We start from the raw sequence: 16,730 nt of genomic DNA, 5'->3' as shown, positions 1-16,730 counted from the left end.
TCAGGGTGTGATCAGCGTCGGCGGTCATCACCATCGTCGACGCCTTTGGCCTCGATCTTCTCCTTGCGGACCTCACCGGTAACGGTCTCCTCCTCGGTACGCTCCTCCGGCGTGAGACGGACGCGTTCGACCGGTACGGCCTCGGTCTCGACGGCGGGCTTCTCTTCGTGGAGGGTGACCTCGTGCTTGGCAGCCGATCTTGTTGCCCTCGGCGGCGATCTTCGCCTGGCGCATTCGGGTCGGCCCTCCCAGGGCCGGCCACTCGGCTCACCGGTGCCGGTGTCGCCGTTCCTGGATCTTCTTCATCTGCTCCTCGAGGAGCTTGTTACGGCCCTGGGCCCGGTGTCGCGTCTTGCTGCTCTGCTCACCTTGGCTCTTTTGCTGCCGCAACTTCTCGGCCATGTCTTTGGCCCGCTGCCTCATGCCTTCTACGCCCATGACGGCACCTCCTGGCAATTGCTTCAGTCCTATACACCAGATTGGCACCGGGGGGTGGCCCCCGCATCCGGCAGCGCCTGCAACATCGCGGCCCCTCCCCGGGAAGCCGTGTTCTGGTGGCGGCCTTAACCCGTGGGCGCCCGAGGGCGAGGGGCATCAGCCCTGGCTGGCTCCTGGCTCGTCCTCGTGCCGGACGTAGAGCGGCTGAGGCTGTTTCCAGTACCGGTCGAGCTGTCCGTCGGTCTCCCGCGCGGAGCTTGGTCGGCGGTGGGATCGAGCATGGAGGCGTCAAGCTCTGCCGGCCGGTCGCCCCCGGATCGGTGAGGAGGGCGGTGCGCCGCCAGGGTGCCCTGACGGCGCTGGGATTCCCGTACCGCCGGCGGTGGCGAGACACTGTCCACCATCGCGCGGCCAGGACCGTGGCGGTCAGAACCACCGCAGTGAGGGCGTGCAGTGCACGGTCGGCCACTGTCCCTTCCTCCGGTCCGCAGCCGGTCGGTGTGTGTCAGCCGGGCCAGGTGCCGGTCAGGCGGTGCATGGTTGCCGCGCCGCCCCGGTCGACGGCGGCTTTGACGGCAGCGAAGATCGCGCCTTGGACGGCTGCGGCGAGCAGGACTTCCTGCCAGGTGCGGTCCTGATCGGTGGCATCGGTGGCCTCGGTGGCATCGGTGGCCTCGGTGGCCTCGGGGGCGTCATCGTCGTGCCCGAGCACCTTCCATGCCAGCTTGAACGCCGCTCCGGCGATCATGCCGCTGGCGGCCCCGAGGCCGGACCTACGGGCTTGTAGGCGATCTTGGACGACTTTACCGGCGACCCCTGTTGCGGCACTTCTTGACCAGAGCCAGCAGCACGAGGGCGGCCACCGCCATCAACGGGCCGCGACGCCGGCGCGCGGCCTGCGTGACCTGGCTCGCCTTCTCGGTGACCGCTTCGGGAGTCTTCTCCTGGAACTTGCCCGCCACTGCGGCCGCGGCCTGAGTGATTTGTTCCTTGGTCCGGGCGGTGTCCCTGACCTGCTCTGCCTTCTGCTGCACCTGCGCCTTCACCTCAGTCGTCTTGTGCTGAACCTGTGCTTTCACATCCGCTTTGCCGGCCAGAGCCTCCACCGGCTGCCCGAGCTGCTCGCGCGTGGCCTCGGCCTTCGCACGCAGTTCCTCGGGCGTAGGGGGCTCGTCAGGGGGCTGCGGCTTGTCGCTCATCGGTGCGCTTTCTCCTTGATCTTGGCCACGTCGGCCTTGACACTGTCGATCGCCTGCTCGGGCGCGGGCGGGGCGGCCTGGGCGACCTGCTTCCTACCTAGCAGGGCCAGGACCATACGAAGGGCTGCCCTCGCCGCCGGTGACGTCGCGGACCGGGGCGTCGGCGTTGCGTTCGGCCGAGCCGATGCCGTTCAGGCAGGCGCGGTTGCTTTCGTGGTGCTCGCTGATGGCGATGACCTGTCCTCGTCGCGATCACCACGAAGTGGTAGCCAGTGGGCGCGGGTGTCAGGCCATCGTCCCGGCCGGAGTGCGGGTGGCGTCAAGGACATCCGCCAGCGGCAGCCTCAAGGCTGCGGCGATCTCGGCGAGTTCCTCCTCGGTGGGAGGAACCGGCCCCTGGGCGCCGTCTTGCACAAATGCCCTGATGCGTGGGGTGCGAATACCGGTGCGCTCTGCTAGCGCCTGAGCGGTCAGGTGGCGGCGGCGCATGGTTACTTGCAGGAGTTCTCCAAGGTCGGCCATACAGCTCGCCTGCCCCGGCCTACCGCCGTCATACGTCGGGCAGCTCTATTGCAGGAGCATGGCCGGCAATGGCGGCGGACTGTACGCGCAAACCGGTAACCGCCTCAGCGGTAGCCCGCAGCAGTTCGGCCGCCACCAGGTACCCGTCCACCTCGCTCCCGACCATGGGACAGACGCCGGGAGAGCCGCCATCGTCTTTCCGAGACACGAGGGCGCGCCTGCGCACGCAGATGGCGGGCATGCCACCACCAACGGTCCGAACGCGGACCTCCTCTCGCCGGGTGGCCTGGATCACCAGGGAAGTCGGGCGAGCACGGTCTTCCCGCCGCCGGGCCCGGGAATGACGCGTACCTCGTTGGCCACCCTGGCGATCAGTGTCCAGCCCCACCCGCCCCGCGCCCCGGTGATGTCGGGAGCGCGGGGCCGCGGGGGGCTGGCACTGGTGTCGCTGACTTCGACCAGCACGCTCTCGTCGTGCAGGGTCAGGCGCAGCGTGCAGGGCCCTGGGGCGTGCCGAACGGCGTTGGTGACCAGTTCGCTGGTCACCAGCAGCACTGCGTCGGTGACGGCGGGGCTGGCCGGGCCTCCGTACACCCGTTCGGCTTCGGTCAGGAAACCGGTGGCGACCCGGCGGGCCCGGGCGGGAGCGTCCGGGGCTTCATGCAAGTCGACGCAGCGCTGCACGCTTACGGTCATCAACGTCATCCCCCCGAGGCAGGCGACCGGTGGTTCGTGGTGCTTCTGATACGCCTGCCCAGGAAAAAGGCCCCGATATCAGAGGCCGAGCCGGATCAGGGATGGAGATGGTCAGTGCGGCCCGTTTGGCCGTCCCCGGGGCCCGCCGACAGGTCCAGCCGCCGCCTGCGTGTGGCTGGGTGAAACCGCTGGGTGGGGCAGGCTAGGCGGACTCGGCATCGCTGTTGATGGCGGATTCGGCAAGCAGGAGCCGTGCCTGTTCCACGGTAGGGGCGATATTGAAGATCATCTCTCCGCCGACCAGGCCCAGCAGGGACTGCAGCCGTTCCGAGACCGCGGCGAGCGCCAGCGCGCCCCCGGCGTCCTGTGTGGCCTGCAGGGCTGCCAGCAGTGCGTTGAATCCGCGCGAATCGCAGAACGCCACATCCGCGCAGTCCAGCACGACTCGCCGGTAACCCGCGTCGATCAGCTCCTCGACCGCCTCAGCCAGCAGCTCCTCGGTGCCCATGTCGAGTTCACCGGCCAATGCCAGTACCGCGTCCCGCTCGACCACCGCCGGTGTGATGACCAGCCTGTTCACCGGCACCCTCCACTTCCTTGGCCTTCGGTACCGACCCTGGCGGCAGCCACCATACGAGACCGCCGCCCAGATCTTCCCCAGCTCGGTTCCTGTCATGTCAGCACAGCGGGGTGAGCAGTGTCATCGACATGGACGGCTTCCTCGACCACGCGCTCCGGCTCGCCCTCGGTCATGGCCGCGCCGGGATCGGAGGGGGCCTGCATGACGTCGCCAGCCCCGCCCCCTTTTTCTGGAGAGGGCGGGGCTGGCGGTTGCGGCGGTGGCCGGGGTTTCAGCTGCCTACAGGGGTGACACCGAACATCAGGGTGCGACGACTGATGTCGTAGTGGACCGTTTCCGTGTTGGTGAGCAGATCCTGGAGAACGTCCGCGTCGTCGGCGTTGACCGTGAGCACTTCTTCCCACGCGCCCTGGTCGAGTACCAGTTGCAAGGTGATCGTGCCCGGGGCTCCGGGCCCGCCGGCGACCCAGGTGAACTGATAGTGGCTGAGCTGGCGCACCTTGATGCTGTCGTCCGTGACCGGCTGCGTGACCTTGGCCATGAGGCTTTCCTTGTCGGGTGAGGGGGCTGGGGCTGATCTCAGTTCCGCGGGCCTTGGAGAGAGGCTGCTCTTGCGCCGACGCCGGGCGAGCACGGCTAACTGCTCGACCGGGCGTGAACGGCGCCGACTCGGGTGGCTGGCCGGTGCATGCTTGCCCCGGTAACCCTGCCTCGAGCATGGGTTTCGCGGTGCCGTCCCGGCATGCCCTGCTCACGGGCCCGGCGGACCGCGGCGAGACCGGTGCCGCCGGCCACGACGAGAGGCGAGGCTGCCCTGCGCAGCGCCCCGAGCCGCTGCTGCTCGGGGCGCTGCTGCTCTCCGTGCAGGGCGTTGAGAACCAGCACGCCGGCGGTCAGCGCGGGCACCGCCCACTGCAGCAGGGAGAGCTGGCGCTGCGCCTGTTCCAGCGTGATCGGATGATCGGCCGCTGTTTCGGCGTCCTCGGGGTCCAGGGAGGAGGCGAGGTCCACTTTCTTGCCCACCACACGGCTGTAGGCGGTGACACCCAGCGCCGCAGCGGTGAGCACCGCCTTGGCCACGGTGGAGGCACCCACCCCGCGCTGGTGGGCCACCCGTGCGCTGTTCGCCCCCAGCAGTCCGGCTCCGCCGATGAGGTGGACACCGATCGCTGCTGCGTTGACGGGGGTCCAGGCCGCCCAGCCGGCGCTGGCGATACGCGAGGCGAACATCTCATCGCCGGCCGTTTTCCTCGCGGCCCCGTTCACACCGATGGCTCCCATCAGGGAACCACCGAACCAAGCGGCCAGACCGATATCGTGCAGACTGCGCAGGACCGTGTTGCGTTGCGACATCTGAACCCTTCCACGACTCAAAGCCCCGCGATTTCAGGGGCCACTCGGACCAGCGTCGGTGCGATTCACGGCACCGGCCAGGCAGGACGCGCACACGGGCGACAGCCGGAGAGCCGCCAGCGCTGAGCCCCCCTGCGCCACGAGCGGAAGCCACACATGTCAGCGTGCGCGCCAAGCGGCAAGGTGCCGGTGCGTGCCATCGCCGGCGTCATGTTGAAAATCACCAGCACACCGCCGGATCCTCTCCAGCACGGTCAGCCGCTGTACGTGGTCTATGGACGACGGGGGCGCGCCCGGAGCCGAGCGGGACAGCTCTCAGCTTGCCCTTCGCCGCGCCCGGTCCGCCAGTGGCTCCTCCTCATCGTCCATCGAGGCAGCATGCTGAAGCCGACCGTCCAACTGGAGCGGGCGTGCACCGTGGACTCTCGGTCGATGGCCGCCGGCCAGCCGGACGTCAGAGAGTGTGGCTGCTCGCGCGGCTGGCCGCTGCCGGTGAGATGGGTGGTGGTGTGGTCCCTGGGTGCGCGTTGCGTGCGGCCGGCGCGGCGGTGGCCTGGCGGGTGCCGATCCCGTGGCGAGGGTCCCGGAGAGGTCGGCCAGCAGCGAACTCGGAACGTGCGGGGACGCGGTGAGGGCCCATGCGGGACGGTCCGAACCCGGGCCGGCCCAGACGGTCCAGGTGGCGAGGGACTGGTTCGGATGCTGGGCGGCGAAAGCGTCGAACCGGACCCCGCCCCGCTCGCCGGTCATATTCTGCGGGCGCGGCACGGCGCGGCACGGCGCGGCACGGCGCGGCAGCCGGCCGTCCGCCGCCTGACACGCGGCACTCCGTGCCCCGGCAGGCGCTCCGTGGTCACGGCACCCGGGCCGTCCACTGCGCCGAGGAGAACTTCGTCCGGGCCAGTTCCCGCGCACGGGCCATCTCGTCGTCCGTGACGCCGCCCTCGGCCAGCCCGTACCGCTCGCGGAAGGAGCCGATCATCCTCTCGATGACCGTGGCGCGCGGCAGGCCCGTCTGCCGCCGCAGCGGATCCACCCGCTTCTTGGCGCTCGTCGTGCCCTTGTCCGAGAGCTTCTCCCGGCCGATGCGCAGCACCTCCGTCATCTTCTCCGCATCGATGTCGTACGCCATCGTCACGTGGTGCAGCACCGCGCCGTCCCCGCCGACGACGCGCTTCTGCGCAGCACCGGCGATCTTGCCCGCCTCCGTGGCGATGTCGTTCAGCGGCTGGTACCAGGCCTTGATCCCCATGTCCCCGAGCGCGCCGAGCACCCAGTCGTCCAGGTACGCGTAACTGTCCGTGAACGACAGGCCCTTGACTAGCGCTTCGGGGACGGACAGCGAGTACGTGATGGTGTTTCCCGGCTCGATGAACATCGCGCCCCCGCCGCTGATCCGGCGCACCACCGTGATGCCGTGCCGTTCGGCCGCCCCCGCGTCCACCTCGTTGCGCAGCGACTGGAAGCTGCCGATCACCACAGCGGGCGCGCCCCACTCCCACACCCGCAGCGTCGGCGGGCGCCGGCCGGCCGCGACCTCCGCGGTCAGCACCTCGTCCAGGGCCATGTGCAGCTCCGGCGGCTGCGGCCCGTCGTGGACGAGCTGCCAGGCGTAGTCCGTCCAGTCCGTCGCGTGCGCCAGGGCGCGCCGCACGGCCACCCCGATGCCCTCGGTGGTCAGCCCGAACAACTGCGTGCCGGGCGGCAGGGCGGCGTCGATCCGCGCGGCGAGCCCCGACGCGTCGGTGTCGGCGGGCGCGCCCTCCAGGGCCCGGTCGATGGCTTCGAGCGCGTCGTCCGGCTCCAGGAAGAAGTCCCCGGCGACCCGCACCCGGCGCAGGACGCCGTCCTCCGCGTCGAGGTCGACCACGATCAGCTTGCCGCCGGGGACCTTGTATTCACCGTGCACGTTCCGCGACTCCCGTGTCCGCCGTACCGCTCCGCCGTCCCGGCCCCGGAGGGCCGCCGACCAGCGTACGGCCGGTCCCTGCGCCCCCGCCCGCCCGACGCTCCCGGCAACCCTCCGGGAACCCGCCCGGGTGGCGCCGGCATGACGGGAGGGTGACGGACGGGACGCCGCCCCGGCGCCTCGATGTCAGAGGTCCGTGATGGGATGGACCCATGATCGATGAACTCCTCGACGGTTCCGGGTCCCTGTCCAGCGAGGTCGAGGCGGCGGTGCGCGCAGCGGCCGCCGTCGAGATCGTGCCGCGCCACCGCCGGCTCGCCGCGCACGAGATCGTCGAGAAGAACGGCCCGCACGATCTGGTGACCGTCGCCGACCGGGCCGCCGAGGCCCACCTCACCGCTGCGCTGACCCGGCTGCTGCCCGGTTCCGTGGTGGTCGGCGAGGAGGCGGTTCACGCCGACCCGGCGGTGTACGAGGCGCTGCACGGCGACGCGCCGGTGTGGATCGTCGATCCCGTGGACGGGACACGGCAGTTCGTGCGCGGGGAGGCCGGCTTCTGCTCCCTCGTCGCGCTCGCCCGGCGGGGCGAGGTGCTGGCGGGGTGGACCTACGCCCCGGTGCCGGAGGAGATGGCCGTCGCGGTGCGCGGCCACGGCGCCCGGCTGAACGGCACGCCCCTGCGGGCCGGCTCGCCCGCCCCCGGCACGGTCCTGGAGGTCGCCACGTCCCACCCCGACTACACCACCGCCGGTCAGAAGGCCGCCCTGGCCGGCCTGGCCACCGACGGCGGCGTGCGCGCCACGCCGTGCGGGTCGGCGGGACTGGCCTACCTGGACGTGGCCCGGGGCGCCACCGACGCGCTCGTCTTCACCTGGGAGTACGCCTGGGACCACGCGGCGGGCCTGGTCCTGGTCGAGGAGGCAGGCGGCACCCATCTAACGCTGTCCGGCGAGCCGTTCCGCGTCACCGGGGGCAACACGCTGCCCTTCACGGCGGCCCGCGACGACACCACGGCCGCCCGGGTCCGCGCCCTGCTCACCGCCCAGTAGCGCTCCGGCCCCCGGGCCCGGGGGAGCACCCGTGCCGCATATCCTTGATCCCCCTGCCATCGGCTGACGAAGGAGTCCGAAGGTGCCGTCGATGCTCGATGCCGTCGTCGTGGGTGCGGGGCCGAACGGACTGACCGCCGCCGCCGAGCTCGCCCGGCGCGGTTTCTCCGTCGCCGTGTTCGAAGCCCTCGACACGATTGGCGGGGGCGCCAGGACCGAGGAGCTCACGCTGCCCGGTTTCCGGCACGACCCCTGCTCCGCCGTGCACCCCCTGGGCGTCGGCTCACCGGCCTTCAAGGCCATGCCGCTCGAGCGGTACGGCCTGGAGTGGCTGCACGCCGAGCTGCCCATGGCCCACCCCTTCGACGACGGAACGGCCGCGGTGCTCTCCCGCTCCGTCTCCGAGACCGCCGCCTCCTTCGGGCCCCGGGACGCGGGCGCGTACCGGCGGCTCGTCGAGCCGTACCTCGGCAAGTGGGACAGCCTCGCCCGGGACTTCATGTCGCTGCCGCTGACCGCCCTCCCGCGCGACCCCCTGACCCTCGCGCGCTTCGGCATCGACGGCCTGCCGCCCTCCACCTGGCTCATGCGCCGCTTCCGCGACGACCGGGCCCGGGCGCTGTTCGCCGGGCTGGTGGCGCACGTCATCGCGCCCCTCGGCGGCCTGGCCACCGGCGCGATCGGGCTGGTCTTCGCGCTCGCCGCGCACGCCGGCGGCTGGCCGCTGCCGCGCGGCGGCTCCCAGGCCATCCCGGACGCCCTCGCCGCGTACGTACGCGACCTCGGCGGCACGGTCCACACCGGGTACGAGGTCAAGCGCCTCGACGACCTGCCCCCGGCGCGCGCCTACGTCTTCGACACCTCCCCGACGGCGCTGGCCCGGATCGCCGGCTTCGGCCGGTTCTACGACGGCTACCGTTACGGCGCCGCCGTCTTCAAGATCGATTACGCGCTCGACGGCCCCGTGCCCTGGACCGCGCCGGCGGCCCGCCGCGCCGGCACCGTACAGGTCGGCCCGAGCACCCGCGAGATCGGCACCGCCCTGCGCCAGGCGTCGAGCGGTACGGCGCCCCGCACCCCGTTCCTCATCACGGCCCAGCCGAGCCTCGTCGACCCCTCCCGCGCGCCCGAGGGCAAACACGTCTTCTGGGCCTACGGCCACGTCCCGCACGCCTGGCAGGGCGACCTCACCGAGGCGATCGAGCGCCAGATCGAGCGCTTCGCCCCCGGCTTCCGCGACCTCGTCATCGCCCGCGCCACCGCCGGCCCGCCCGAGATGGCCGCCCGCAACGCCAACTACGTCGGCGGCGACATCGCCTGCGGCGCCGCCAGCGGGCTCCAGCTCCTGCTGCGCCCGCGCCTGTCCCTCTTCCCCTACAGCACCCCGCACCCTGCGGTGTTCCTCTGCTCGTCGGCCACGCCGCCCGGCCCCGGCGTGCACGGCATGTCCGGCCACAACGCGGCCAAGGCGGTCTGGCGCCACCTGCGCGGGGCGGGGCGCTGAGGGGCGCCCGGGGCCGCGGCGGCATGACCCGCGGGCCGTGCGGGGCGTCCCACCCCACCGGCTCCCTGCGGCCGGTGCTTGCCGCCGTGCGGGAACTCCCCGGCGATCCGCCCGAGCGGGGATGAACGCACCGGACGCGCCGCCCGTACCGCCGGCGGGGCGGTGCGGGCAGCGCGTCCGGCGCATGGCGGTGCTACGCGGTGCGTCCCGGGGCGTCGAAGCTCGTGAACGCGGAGCGCTTCGGCAGGCGGTACGTCTCGCGGCCCGTGATCGTGTTGAGGATCGTGGCGTTGCGTACGGCGCCGATGTCCAGGTTCGGCGCGGAGACGCCGTGCGAGTGGACCTCGGCATTGGCCACGAACACCCGGCCGGTGACCCCCTCGGTGAGCTCCACCGAGTGGTCCAGCCGCACCCGCGGCCGGCCCCGGCCGTCCCGCAGGAGCAGGTCGTCGACCGGTTTCAGGAACGCGGGCGTGCGGTTGCGGTACCCGGTGGCGGCCACGACCAGATCGGTGGTGTGCTCGAAGACCTGGCCGGTGTCGCGGTGCCGGCAGGTCAGCACGGCCCGCCCCGCCGGATCGGCCGCGGCCGCCTCGACGGTGATCCCGAAACGCAGCTCCACATCGGCCAGTCCGTCCTCCAGCTGGCGCCGGTAGAGCAGCTCGTGCACCGCTTCCAGGGTGTCGGTGGAGATGCCCTTGTAGAACTGCCACTGCTCGCCGACGAGCCGGTCGCGCGCCTCCTGCGGCAGCGAGTGGAAGTACCGCATGTACGCCGGGGTCGTCAGCTCCAGGTTCATCTTGGTGTAGTCGAGCGGCGCGAACGACGCGGTGCGCGTCAGCCAGCTCACCGCCGGGCCGCCCTCCAGGTTGCGCTGCAGCAGGTCCACCGTCACCTCGGCCCCGGACTGGCCCGAGCCGACGACCGTGACCTTGCCCGCGGCCGCCACGTCGTCCGCCCGGTACAGGTAGTCCGAGGTGTGCAGCAGCATCGAGGGCGGCAGGTCCGCCAGTGCGTCCGGCACGTACGGCGCGGTGCCGATGCCCAGGACGACGTTCCGGGCCCGCAGCCGCAGCGCGGTGCCGTCGCCCCGTACGGCGTGCACGGTGAAGCGCTCGGCCTCCGCGTCCCAGTGGACCTCCTCGACCCGGTGCGAGAAGCGCACCGACGGCAGCCTCGCCGCCGCCCAGCGCAGGTAGTCCTCGTACTCGCGCCGCGACGGGAAGAAGTTCTCGCGCACGGTGAACGTGTAGAGCCGGTCCATGTCGTGCAGGTAGGCGAGGAACGACAGGGGGTGGCTCGGCGCGACGAGCGTGACGAGGTCGGCGAGGAAGTTCACCTGCATCGACGCGTCACCGAACATCATCCCGCGATGCCAGGTCAGCTCCGGCTGCTCCTCCAGGACGACGAGGTCGATGTCGTCGACGGTCGAGGCCAGGGCGGCCAGGCCCAGGTTGAACGGGCCGCAGCCGATGGCCACCACGTCGTGTTCGGTGGTGCCGTTCCCGGTCATCGGGGCATGTCCTCCTCCGTACGCGGGTGGACGAGCAGGGCAGCGGTCTTGTCGGGGAAAGCCACCTTGCCGGCGGGCCGGAAGCCCGCCGCCTCGAACGCCCTGAGCGAGGGCGCGTTGGTCACGTCGGGCTCGGCGACGACCCGGGTGCACGCCGGGTCGGCCGCCAGCAGGCCCTCGGCGAGGGCGCGCAGCAGCGTCCGGCCCAGTCCCCGTCCGGTGCGGCCGGCGTCCCCGATGGCGATGTGCACGCCCAGGTCGTGGGGGAGCTCCGCGTAGTGCCCGGCGAGCCGGTCCCGGATCACCCGGTACACCTCGATGTACGCCAGCGGCGTCCCGTCCAGGTCGATCAGGACGGGCAGGATCGCGTCGCCCGCGAGGTGTCCGGCGATCTCCTCGTACCAGCGCTCCCGCGGCCACGCCTGGTGCCAGAAGGCGTCGATGTGCGGCGACTGCATCCAGCCGTGCACCAGGTCCAGGTCGGCGCCTTCGGCCCGCGCGACCCGGGCCGACCAGGGGGCGTGCAGTAAGGGCAGCGGCGGGCCAGGGACGGTGGCGGCCGGCTGTGCCGAGATCATACGGAGGCCTCCTGGAAGGGGTTGGGGGCGTCGAGGTAGACGGACTGGGCGTCGAGGGGCGCGAGGACCTCGTCGATGCCGTGCAGCCGGGTCAGCAGGTTGCCCTTGCACGGCAGGGTGTCCGCCTCCAGCCAGCGGCGCGCCAGCCGGTCGCCGTGCGGACCCGCCCCGGCGAGCGCGGGCAGCGCCGCCCGCAGCCGTTCGGCGAGGACGGCGAGCAGGTCCCGCTCGTCGGCCAGGCCGTCGACGGCCAGGCAGCCGATCACCGACAGCGCCTGGTTGCGCAGCAGGTAGTAGGACAGCCGGTCGTCGACGAGGGCGTCGTCGACCACCGCGAGGGTGGAGGAGTCGGCACCGAGGCGCTCCAGCAGACCGGGCAGGTACGACGCGGCCAGGTAGTAGCCCTGGTTGTCGCGGAAGGTGGAGCCGGTGACGCGGCCCCGCGCGTCCAGCCGCACCAGGGTGTTCTGCTGGTGCGCCTCCAGACCGATCCCGGTCGCGGCGTACAGGTGCAGCATGGGCACCAGCACCTTGTCGGCGTAGTCGGCCGTCCACTCCTCGGCCGCGCCCGGGCCGAGGGCGGCCACGGTGTCGCCGAGCGCGCTGCGGCCGAGGCCGGGGCGCGGGGCCACCAGCCCCACCAGGCAGCGCAGGTCGGCGATGCCGTCCGGCACCTCGCGCACGGCCACGTCGAGGCCGGTGACGTCCGGGCCCTGCGGGCGGCCCGGCTCGTCGACGGCGAGCCAGGCGGGGTCGCGGGTGATGGCGAAGCCGGGGTGGGCCCGGAAGGTGCTGTCGGCGTACCCGGCGTCGAGGAGCCGGTTGATCTCCAGGCCGCGCCGCAGTTCCGTACGGGTGGACTCGCGGCGGGAGTTGGTCAGCCGCAGTCCGAGGGACAGCTTCAGCATCACCTCGGCGTCCGGCCGGTACACGGTGCGCACGCTGGAGGTGGGCCACCACTCGGGGCCCAGCTCGCCGAGCGGCTCCAGCGCGCCGGAGGCGACGAGCGCCTTGACGCGGGGCCGGTGCAGCAGGTCCCGGGCCTGCCAGGGGTGGGCGGGGACCAGCACCCGGCCGTCGTGCAGGCGGCGCTCGGCCAGGTCGGCGAGGAGGGCCACGGTGTCGCGGCCCGCGAGGGAGGGGGCGGACGCGACGGCGTCGTGGGAGACGACCGACTCGTCGGCGGCGAACCAGTGCAGCCGGAAGGAGCCGCGCAGCTCGGGGGAGTACGCGGCCGTCTCGTGGTCCGACAGGCCGTCGCGGCTCTTGGGGGCCGGGTGGTTCAAGTGCCCCAGCAGCAGCGCCTGTTCGGCGTCGAGGAACCCGTCCACGCCGGGCGGCGGCTGCGGATGGGCGCGCCGGTCGGAGATGAACGCGGCGACCCGGCGTACGGACTCGGCGGTGCGCTCCACCAGGTCGGCGACCTCCCCGGCCGGGACGCCGCCGGGGCGGCTGCCGCCGCGGACCGCCGCCTCGGTGGACAGCAGCGCCACCGCGGTCACCGGGTCGGCGACCGGGCCGAGCGGACCTCCGGGGCCTTCCAGGCGGGCCGGCGCGAAGCGGTGCCAGCCGGTGGGGGAGCAGTGCGTGACCTCGGTGACGAGGGCCAGCCCCGCGGTCGGCAGGTCGACGCGCAGCGGGCCGGGGGCGACGGGCGTGCCCGTCTCGCGCAGCCAGCACCGCAGCAGGGCCTCGATGTGGGCGTGTTCGGCGGCGCCGCGCGCGTCGAGCGTGTGCAGCGGGTCCTCGGTCGTGGACGTGGTGGTTGCCGCCGTGGTGGTGACGGTCATGCGGCGCCCTCCTCGATCAGTCGTGCGCAGGTGCGGCCGGCGTCGAGGACCGTGTCCACGAGACCGTCGATGTCGTCGGTGGTGGCGGTGGGGTTGAGCAGGGTGAACTTCAGGCACACGCGCTTGGGCGAGCCCGGGCCGTCCGTCGCCGCCTCCGTGCGCCCGATGAGCGCGCTGCCGGATTCCAGCAGGCGCCGGCGCAGGGCGCCGTTGAGCTCGTCGGCCGCGGCCGGGTCGGCCGTGCGGTACGCGCCGGCGCCGCGGTAGCGGAACACGACGGTGGTGAGCTCGGCCGGGGAGACCAGCTCCAGCTCGGGTTCGTCACTGATCCGCCGTTCCGCGTGGCGGGCCAGGTCGTGGCAGACGTCGATCATGCGGCCCATGCCGGTCCTGCCGTACGTCAGGAGGGTCGCGGCGGCCTTGACCGCGTCGGGGCGGCGCGTGGTCTGGAGGCTGCGGCCGAGCAGGCCGTCGTAACCGGCCTCGGAGTCGTCGGTCGGGTTGAGGTACGCCACCTCGCGGTCGAGCGCGGTGAACGCGGTGGTGTCGGAGACCAGCAGCACACTGGTGGCGGCGGGCTGCCAGCCGGTCTTGTGCAGGTCGAGCGTGATGGAGTCGGCGAGCTCCAGGCCCGCCAGCCGGCCGGCCAGCCGCCGCGAGAACAGGGCGCCGAAGCCGTACGCCGCGTCGACGTGGAGCCACATGCCGTGCCCGGCGGCGATCTCGGCGATCTCCGGGAGCGGGTCGATGGAGCCGAAGTCCGTCGTGCCGGCGGTCGCGACCACCGCGACCGGCGTCCGGTCGGGACCGAGCGCGTCGAGGGCGGCGGCCAGGGCGTCCGGCCGCATGCGCCGGCGCGCGTCGACCGGGACGGGGTGCACGGCGGCCTCGCCGAGCCCGAGGGCGGCGCACGCCCGGTGGGTGGAGAAGTGGGCGAGTTCCGAGCAGAACACGACCGGTCCGGGCAGGGCCCCCACGCCCTGTTCACGGGCGTCGATGCCGCGCCGCAGCGCGGCGGCGTCCCTCGCGAGCAGCAGGCCCATCAGGTTCGACAGCGAACCGCCGGGCGTGAGGACGCCGTCGGCGCGCTCCCCGAGCCCGGCCAGCCGGATCAGTACGCCGATGAGCCAGCGCTCGACGGCGATGGCCGAGGGGCCGGAGTCGTAGGTGTCCAGCGAGGCGTTGCCGGCGCTCGCCAGGGTGTCCGCGGCGACCGCGACGGCCAGCGACGGAGGCTGCAGGTGGGCGGCGGCCCGGGGGTGGGACAGGTCGATGCCGTGCTCCACCAGCACGGTGGCCAGGAGCTGGAGCGCCGCCTCGGCGCCGATCCCCTCGGCCGGCAGCTCGGCCGGGCCCAGTGCGCGGGTGGCGGCGGCGAGCACCTCGGCCGGGGTGCCCGCCGGCAGCGGGCCGTCCGGGCGGCGCGCGGCCGACGCGGCGCCGATGGCCTCGGTGAGCGAGGCGAGGACCTCGGCGAGCCCGTCGCGGGAACCGGCGAGGAGCGACGGCGGGAAGGGGGACAGCAGGGGTCGCGTCTCGGTCAGCGGTGTCACGCCCTGTCTCCTCGGTCCTCGGCCAGCGGGTTGGGGTGCGTGCCGTTCGGGTACAGCGCGTGGCGCAGGGCGCGGTCGGTGTACCGCGTGACCACGATCCGGTCGCGGTTCAGGCCGTACCGGGGGATCTCGGGGGTCAGCAGGTCGTACTCGGCGAACCGTCCGGCCAGCTCGGGGAACCGCTTCCGGAAGTCCTGCTGGAAGTCGAGGATCGTCTGCCGGACCAGGCGCCAGAACGTCGTCTCCGGTACGCCGAGCTGCTCGGCGCACAGAGGCGCGAGATAGCGGAAGTGCCCGACGAAGACCTGGTCCATGACGTGCTGCTTGATGATCGAGGGGTGCTTGCGGGGCAGCACGTGGTCGTGCCCGTCCGGCTCGGGGCCGCGCTCCGGCACGTCGGTGAAGGAGACGCACACGTCGTCGACGAAGTCCTTCAGGTACAGGCGGACCGGTACGTCGTTCCCGTCGTACCCGATCAGCGTGTTCTGCCCGTGCGGGTTGAAGGTGACGCCGTACCGGTAGAGCACGTGCAGGATCGGCACGAGCAGCGTGCCGAACAGGCGCCGCAGCCATTCCTGCGGATCGAGTCCCGAGGCGCGGACGAGCTCGGCGACGAACGCGTCACCGGCGTTGTCGACGTGCAGGAGCGACGCGAAGGTGCGCACCCGCTCGTCGGGGTCCTTGCGTGCCGTCACCGACTCGCGCCAGATGCAGCCCAGCGTCTCCAGGTGCTGGTACGGCGCTTCGTCCAGGGTGGACAGGTAGGGGTGGCGCACGGTCACCGAGGCGACCTCCCCGAGGAACACGGTCCGGCACTCCCCGGTCAGGAACGGGTCGCGCTCCACCAGCCCCCGCAGCCACTGCGTCACCACGGGGGCGCCCATGGTGCAGTGCGGCGGTATGCCGCGCCAGACGAGGGTGTTGAGGATCTTCAGCGGCAGCTTGACGTCATGGCGCTCGGGGGTGGTGACGTTGGCCATGGTGCGGATGGACTGGCCCGGCAGGTACGCGTCGGGGCTCTCGCCGAGCGGGATGATGCGCCGCTGCGCCACGTCGGCGGCGTGCAGGATCTGGACGGCGTGGTCCCACTGCCAGGGGTGGACGGGCATCCACACGTACCCGGCCGGGTCGACCCCGGCCTCCTCCAGGACGGCGGTGAAGCGGGCGCGGGTCACCTCGTCCAGCTCGGCGGCGAGGATGCCGTCCTCGGAGAGGTCCGAGGTGCCGCGGAACTCGGCGAGGCCGCGGTGGACGGCGACCCAGCGCAGTCTCAGCGGCTGCGCCGACTCGGGGGCGTACCGGCGTACGTCGGTGGCCGAGAAGCCGATCCGGCCCTTGTTGGCGACCAGGAGGTTGTGCCCGGTCATGCGGCACTCGAGGTCCGTGTGGCCGAGGCCCCGCAGTTCGGCCACGGTCTCCCCGCCGTGCGTGATGCGCGCGGCGTCGACGGCCAGGGTCGCGGAGAGCTCGGTGAAGTAAGTGGCGACGGTGGACGGGTCGCTGCCGATCGTCGAGGCCGCCTCCATGAGGAACTGCTGTGCGTCCCAGGCGGGTTGGGCGATCGAGTTGCCGAGCATGCTCGTGGCGGTGCGGGTGAGGGAGTCGGGGTCGACGCGCAGCCAGCCGAACGCGCCCGGGGTGGCGTCGAACGCGTAGGTGGTGCCGCTGTCGAGGTCGACGCGGTAGCCGCCGTCGCCGGTCTCGACCGCTTTCAGCATGTCCTCGAAGCACCATTCACCGATGGCTTTGGCGAGGAGCCGGCGGTTGGCCTCGCGCCAGGCGGCTGGGGCCACGTCGGGCAGAGCGGGCACGGGATGGTCGGCGGGATGGGGCATCAGGCAGCTCCGATGTCTGTCCGGATCAGTGCGCTCGAACGCCTGGACGTTCGGGCGGAGTTAGATTAGGTTAGGCTTACCTTAGAGACAAGGTCAACTTTCAGCCACCCAGCCGCACAAGGCAATTGATGAACCACCAGTTGCACTGCCGGGTGTGCGCTTTTCGTCCCGGACCCCCGATGTGGAGGTGCTCAGCGGTGCCTTCGTGCCG

The 16,730-nt window shown here is 72.5% G+C and carries 16 protein-coding genes and 4 pseudogenes; 3 read left to right on the top strand and 17 right to left on the bottom strand.

Going from position 1 to position 16,730, the window contains the following annotated elements; genetic code table 11:
- Nucleotides 1-11: 11 nt before the first annotated feature.
- Nucleotides 12-155, bottom strand: a pseudogene (locus tag ACIA79_RS02810) (DUF2382 domain-containing protein); the annotation flags it as partial.
- Between the two features lie 31 nt (nt 156-186).
- Here ACIA79_RS02810 and ACIA79_RS02805 point away from each other — a divergent pair.
- Nucleotides 187-567, top strand: a complete 381-nt coding sequence (locus ACIA79_RS02805; RefSeq protein WP_399426331.1) for a hypothetical protein — start codon at nt 187-189, stop codon at nt 565-567.
- 376 nt (nt 568-943) lie between these two features.
- Here the strand turns inward: ACIA79_RS02805 and ACIA79_RS02800 are convergent.
- The 11 genes and pseudogenes from ACIA79_RS02800 to ACIA79_RS02750 all read right to left on the bottom strand — a co-directional run bounded on the left by ACIA79_RS02800 (nt 944) and on the right by ACIA79_RS02750 (nt 6,697).
- Nucleotides 944-1,266 (bottom strand): annotated as a pseudogene (locus tag ACIA79_RS02800) (DUF4235 domain-containing protein).
- Entirely contained in the window at nt 1,242-1,637 is a 396-nt protein-coding gene (locus ACIA79_RS02795; protein ID WP_399426330.1) for a DUF3618 domain-containing protein, read from the bottom strand. The pseudogene ACIA79_RS02800 and the gene ACIA79_RS02795 overlap by 25 nt, the downstream one beginning before the upstream one ends.
- Nucleotides 1,634-1,774: pseudogene (locus ACIA79_RS02790) on the bottom strand (phage holin family protein); the annotation flags it as partial. The pseudogene ACIA79_RS02790 and the gene ACIA79_RS02795, both read right to left, overlap by 4 nt.
- Nucleotides 1,731-1,865: a hypothetical protein gene (locus tag ACIA79_RS02785; protein ID WP_399426737.1), complete on the bottom strand. Its 135-nt coding sequence runs from the start codon at nt 1,863-1,865 to the stop codon at nt 1,731-1,733. The pseudogene ACIA79_RS02790 and the gene ACIA79_RS02785, both read right to left, overlap by 44 nt.
- Nucleotides 1,866-1,922: 57 nt before the next feature.
- Entirely contained in the window at nt 1,923-2,159 is a 237-nt protein-coding gene (locus tag ACIA79_RS02780) for a helix-turn-helix domain-containing protein (protein WP_399426329.1), read from the bottom strand.
- 291 nt (nt 2,160-2,450) lie between these two features.
- The gene (locus ACIA79_RS02775; protein WP_399426328.1) at nt 2,451-2,855 is read right to left on the bottom strand and encodes an ATP-binding protein; all 405 of its coding nucleotides are present in this window, start codon (nt 2,853-2,855) and stop codon (nt 2,451-2,453) included.
- A gap of 202 nt (nt 2,856-3,057) precedes the next feature.
- A complete protein-coding gene (locus ACIA79_RS02770) occupies nt 3,058-3,435 on the bottom strand; it encodes an STAS domain-containing protein (protein WP_399426327.1) in 378 nt (125 codons plus the stop codon).
- Nucleotides 3,436-3,706: 271 nt separating this feature from the next.
- Nucleotides 3,707-3,976 (bottom strand): hypothetical protein, encoded by a 270-nt coding sequence (locus ACIA79_RS02765; protein ID WP_399426326.1) that lies wholly within the window; start codon nt 3,974-3,976, stop codon nt 3,707-3,709.
- 263 nt (nt 3,977-4,239) lie between these two features.
- A pseudogene (locus ACIA79_RS02760) lies at nt 4,240-4,788 on the bottom strand (hypothetical protein); the annotation flags it as partial.
- 315 nt (nt 4,789-5,103) lie between these two features.
- Nucleotides 5,104-5,538 (bottom strand): DUF317 domain-containing protein, encoded by a 435-nt coding sequence (locus ACIA79_RS02755; RefSeq protein WP_399426325.1) that lies wholly within the window; start codon nt 5,536-5,538, stop codon nt 5,104-5,106.
- Nucleotides 5,539-5,641: 103 nt separating this feature from the next.
- Nucleotides 5,642-6,697: a lipoyl protein ligase domain-containing protein gene (locus ACIA79_RS02750; protein WP_399426324.1), complete on the bottom strand. Its 1,056-nt coding sequence runs from the start codon at nt 6,695-6,697 to the stop codon at nt 5,642-5,644.
- A 212-nt stretch (nt 6,698-6,909) separates the two neighbouring features.
- Here ACIA79_RS02750 and ACIA79_RS02745 point away from each other — a divergent pair, with 212 nt between their 5' ends.
- On the top strand, nt 6,910-7,746 hold the full coding sequence (locus ACIA79_RS02745; RefSeq protein WP_399426323.1) for an inositol monophosphatase family protein: 837 nt from the start codon (nt 6,910-6,912) through the stop codon (nt 7,744-7,746).
- A gap of 82 nt (nt 7,747-7,828) precedes the next feature.
- Nucleotides 7,829-9,250, top strand: coding sequence for a phytoene desaturase family protein (locus tag ACIA79_RS02740; protein ID WP_399426322.1), 1,422 nt, complete (start codon nt 7,829-7,831; stop codon nt 9,248-9,250).
- Nucleotides 9,251-9,443: 193 nt separating this feature from the next.
- Here the strand turns inward: ACIA79_RS02740 and ACIA79_RS02735 are convergent, their stop codons facing one another.
- The 5 genes from ACIA79_RS02735 to ACIA79_RS02715 are packed head-to-tail and all read right to left on the bottom strand — an operon-like array spanning nt 9,444 to nt 16,519.
- Complete coding sequence (locus ACIA79_RS02735; protein WP_399426321.1) at nt 9,444-10,763, bottom strand: lysine N(6)-hydroxylase/L-ornithine N(5)-oxygenase family protein; 1,320 nt, start codon at nt 10,761-10,763, stop codon at nt 9,444-9,446.
- Nucleotides 10,760-11,341, bottom strand: coding sequence for a GNAT family N-acetyltransferase (locus tag ACIA79_RS02730; RefSeq protein ID WP_399426320.1), 582 nt, complete (start codon nt 11,339-11,341; stop codon nt 10,760-10,762). The genes ACIA79_RS02735 and ACIA79_RS02730 overlap by 4 nt, the downstream gene beginning before the upstream one ends.
- On the bottom strand, nt 11,338-13,131 hold the full coding sequence (locus ACIA79_RS02725; RefSeq protein WP_399426319.1) for an IucA/IucC family protein: 1,794 nt from the start codon (nt 13,129-13,131) through the stop codon (nt 11,338-11,340). Before ACIA79_RS02725 ends, ACIA79_RS02730 begins: the two co-directional genes overlap by 4 nt.
- Nucleotides 13,128-14,684, bottom strand: a complete 1,557-nt coding sequence (locus ACIA79_RS02720; protein ID WP_399426318.1) for a pyridoxal phosphate-dependent decarboxylase family protein — start codon at nt 14,682-14,684, stop codon at nt 13,128-13,130. Before ACIA79_RS02720 ends, ACIA79_RS02725 begins: the two co-directional genes overlap by 4 nt.
- Nucleotides 14,681-16,519 carry an IucA/IucC family protein gene (locus tag ACIA79_RS02715; RefSeq protein ID WP_399426317.1) on the bottom strand — a complete coding sequence of 613 codons (1,839 nt, stop codon included), beginning with the start codon at nt 16,517-16,519 and terminating at the stop codon, nt 14,681-14,683. Before ACIA79_RS02715 ends, ACIA79_RS02720 begins: the two co-directional genes overlap by 4 nt.
- Nucleotides 16,520-16,730 lie beyond the last annotated feature (211 nt).

Origin of the sequence: Streptomyces sp. NPDC051310 (assembly GCF_044455245.1) — a bacterium.
Lineage (GTDB): Bacteria > Actinomycetota > Actinomycetes > Streptomycetales > Streptomycetaceae > Streptomyces.
The sequence above is the reverse complement of the archived record's forward strand: the minus strand, read 5'-3'. Positions and strand labels throughout refer to the sequence as shown.

Coding starts and splice junctions, on each gene's coding strand:
- ACIA79_RS02775 (WP_399426328.1), bottom strand. CDS start 2,855: ATGACCGTAAGCGTGCAGCGCTGCGTCGACTTGCATGAAGCCCCGGAC.
- ACIA79_RS02730 (WP_399426320.1), bottom strand. CDS start 11,341: ATGATCTCGGCACAGCCGGCCGCCACCGTCCCTGGCCCGCCGCTGCCC.
- ACIA79_RS02755 (WP_399426325.1), bottom strand. CDS start 5,538: ATGACCGGCGAGCGGGGCGGGGTCCGGTTCGACGCTTTCGCCGCCCAG.
- ACIA79_RS02745 (WP_399426323.1), top strand. CDS start 6,910: ATGATCGATGAACTCCTCGACGGTTCCGGGTCCCTGTCCAGCGAGGTC.
- ACIA79_RS02795 (WP_399426330.1), bottom strand. CDS start 1,637: ATGAGCGACAAGCCGCAGCCCCCTGACGAGCCCCCTACGCCCGAGGAA.
- ACIA79_RS02725 (WP_399426319.1), bottom strand. CDS start 13,131: ATGACCGTCACCACCACGGCGGCAACCACCACGTCCACGACCGAGGAC.
- ACIA79_RS02765 (WP_399426326.1), bottom strand. CDS start 3,976: ATGGCCAAGGTCACGCAGCCGGTCACGGACGACAGCATCAAGGTGCGC.
- ACIA79_RS02780 (WP_399426329.1), bottom strand. CDS start 2,159: ATGGCCGACCTTGGAGAACTCCTGCAAGTAACCATGCGCCGCCGCCAC.
- ACIA79_RS02715 (WP_399426317.1), bottom strand. CDS start 16,519: ATGCCCCATCCCGCCGACCATCCCGTGCCCGCTCTGCCCGACGTGGCC.
- ACIA79_RS02735 (WP_399426321.1), bottom strand. CDS start 10,763: ATGACCGGGAACGGCACCACCGAACACGACGTGGTGGCCATCGGCTGC.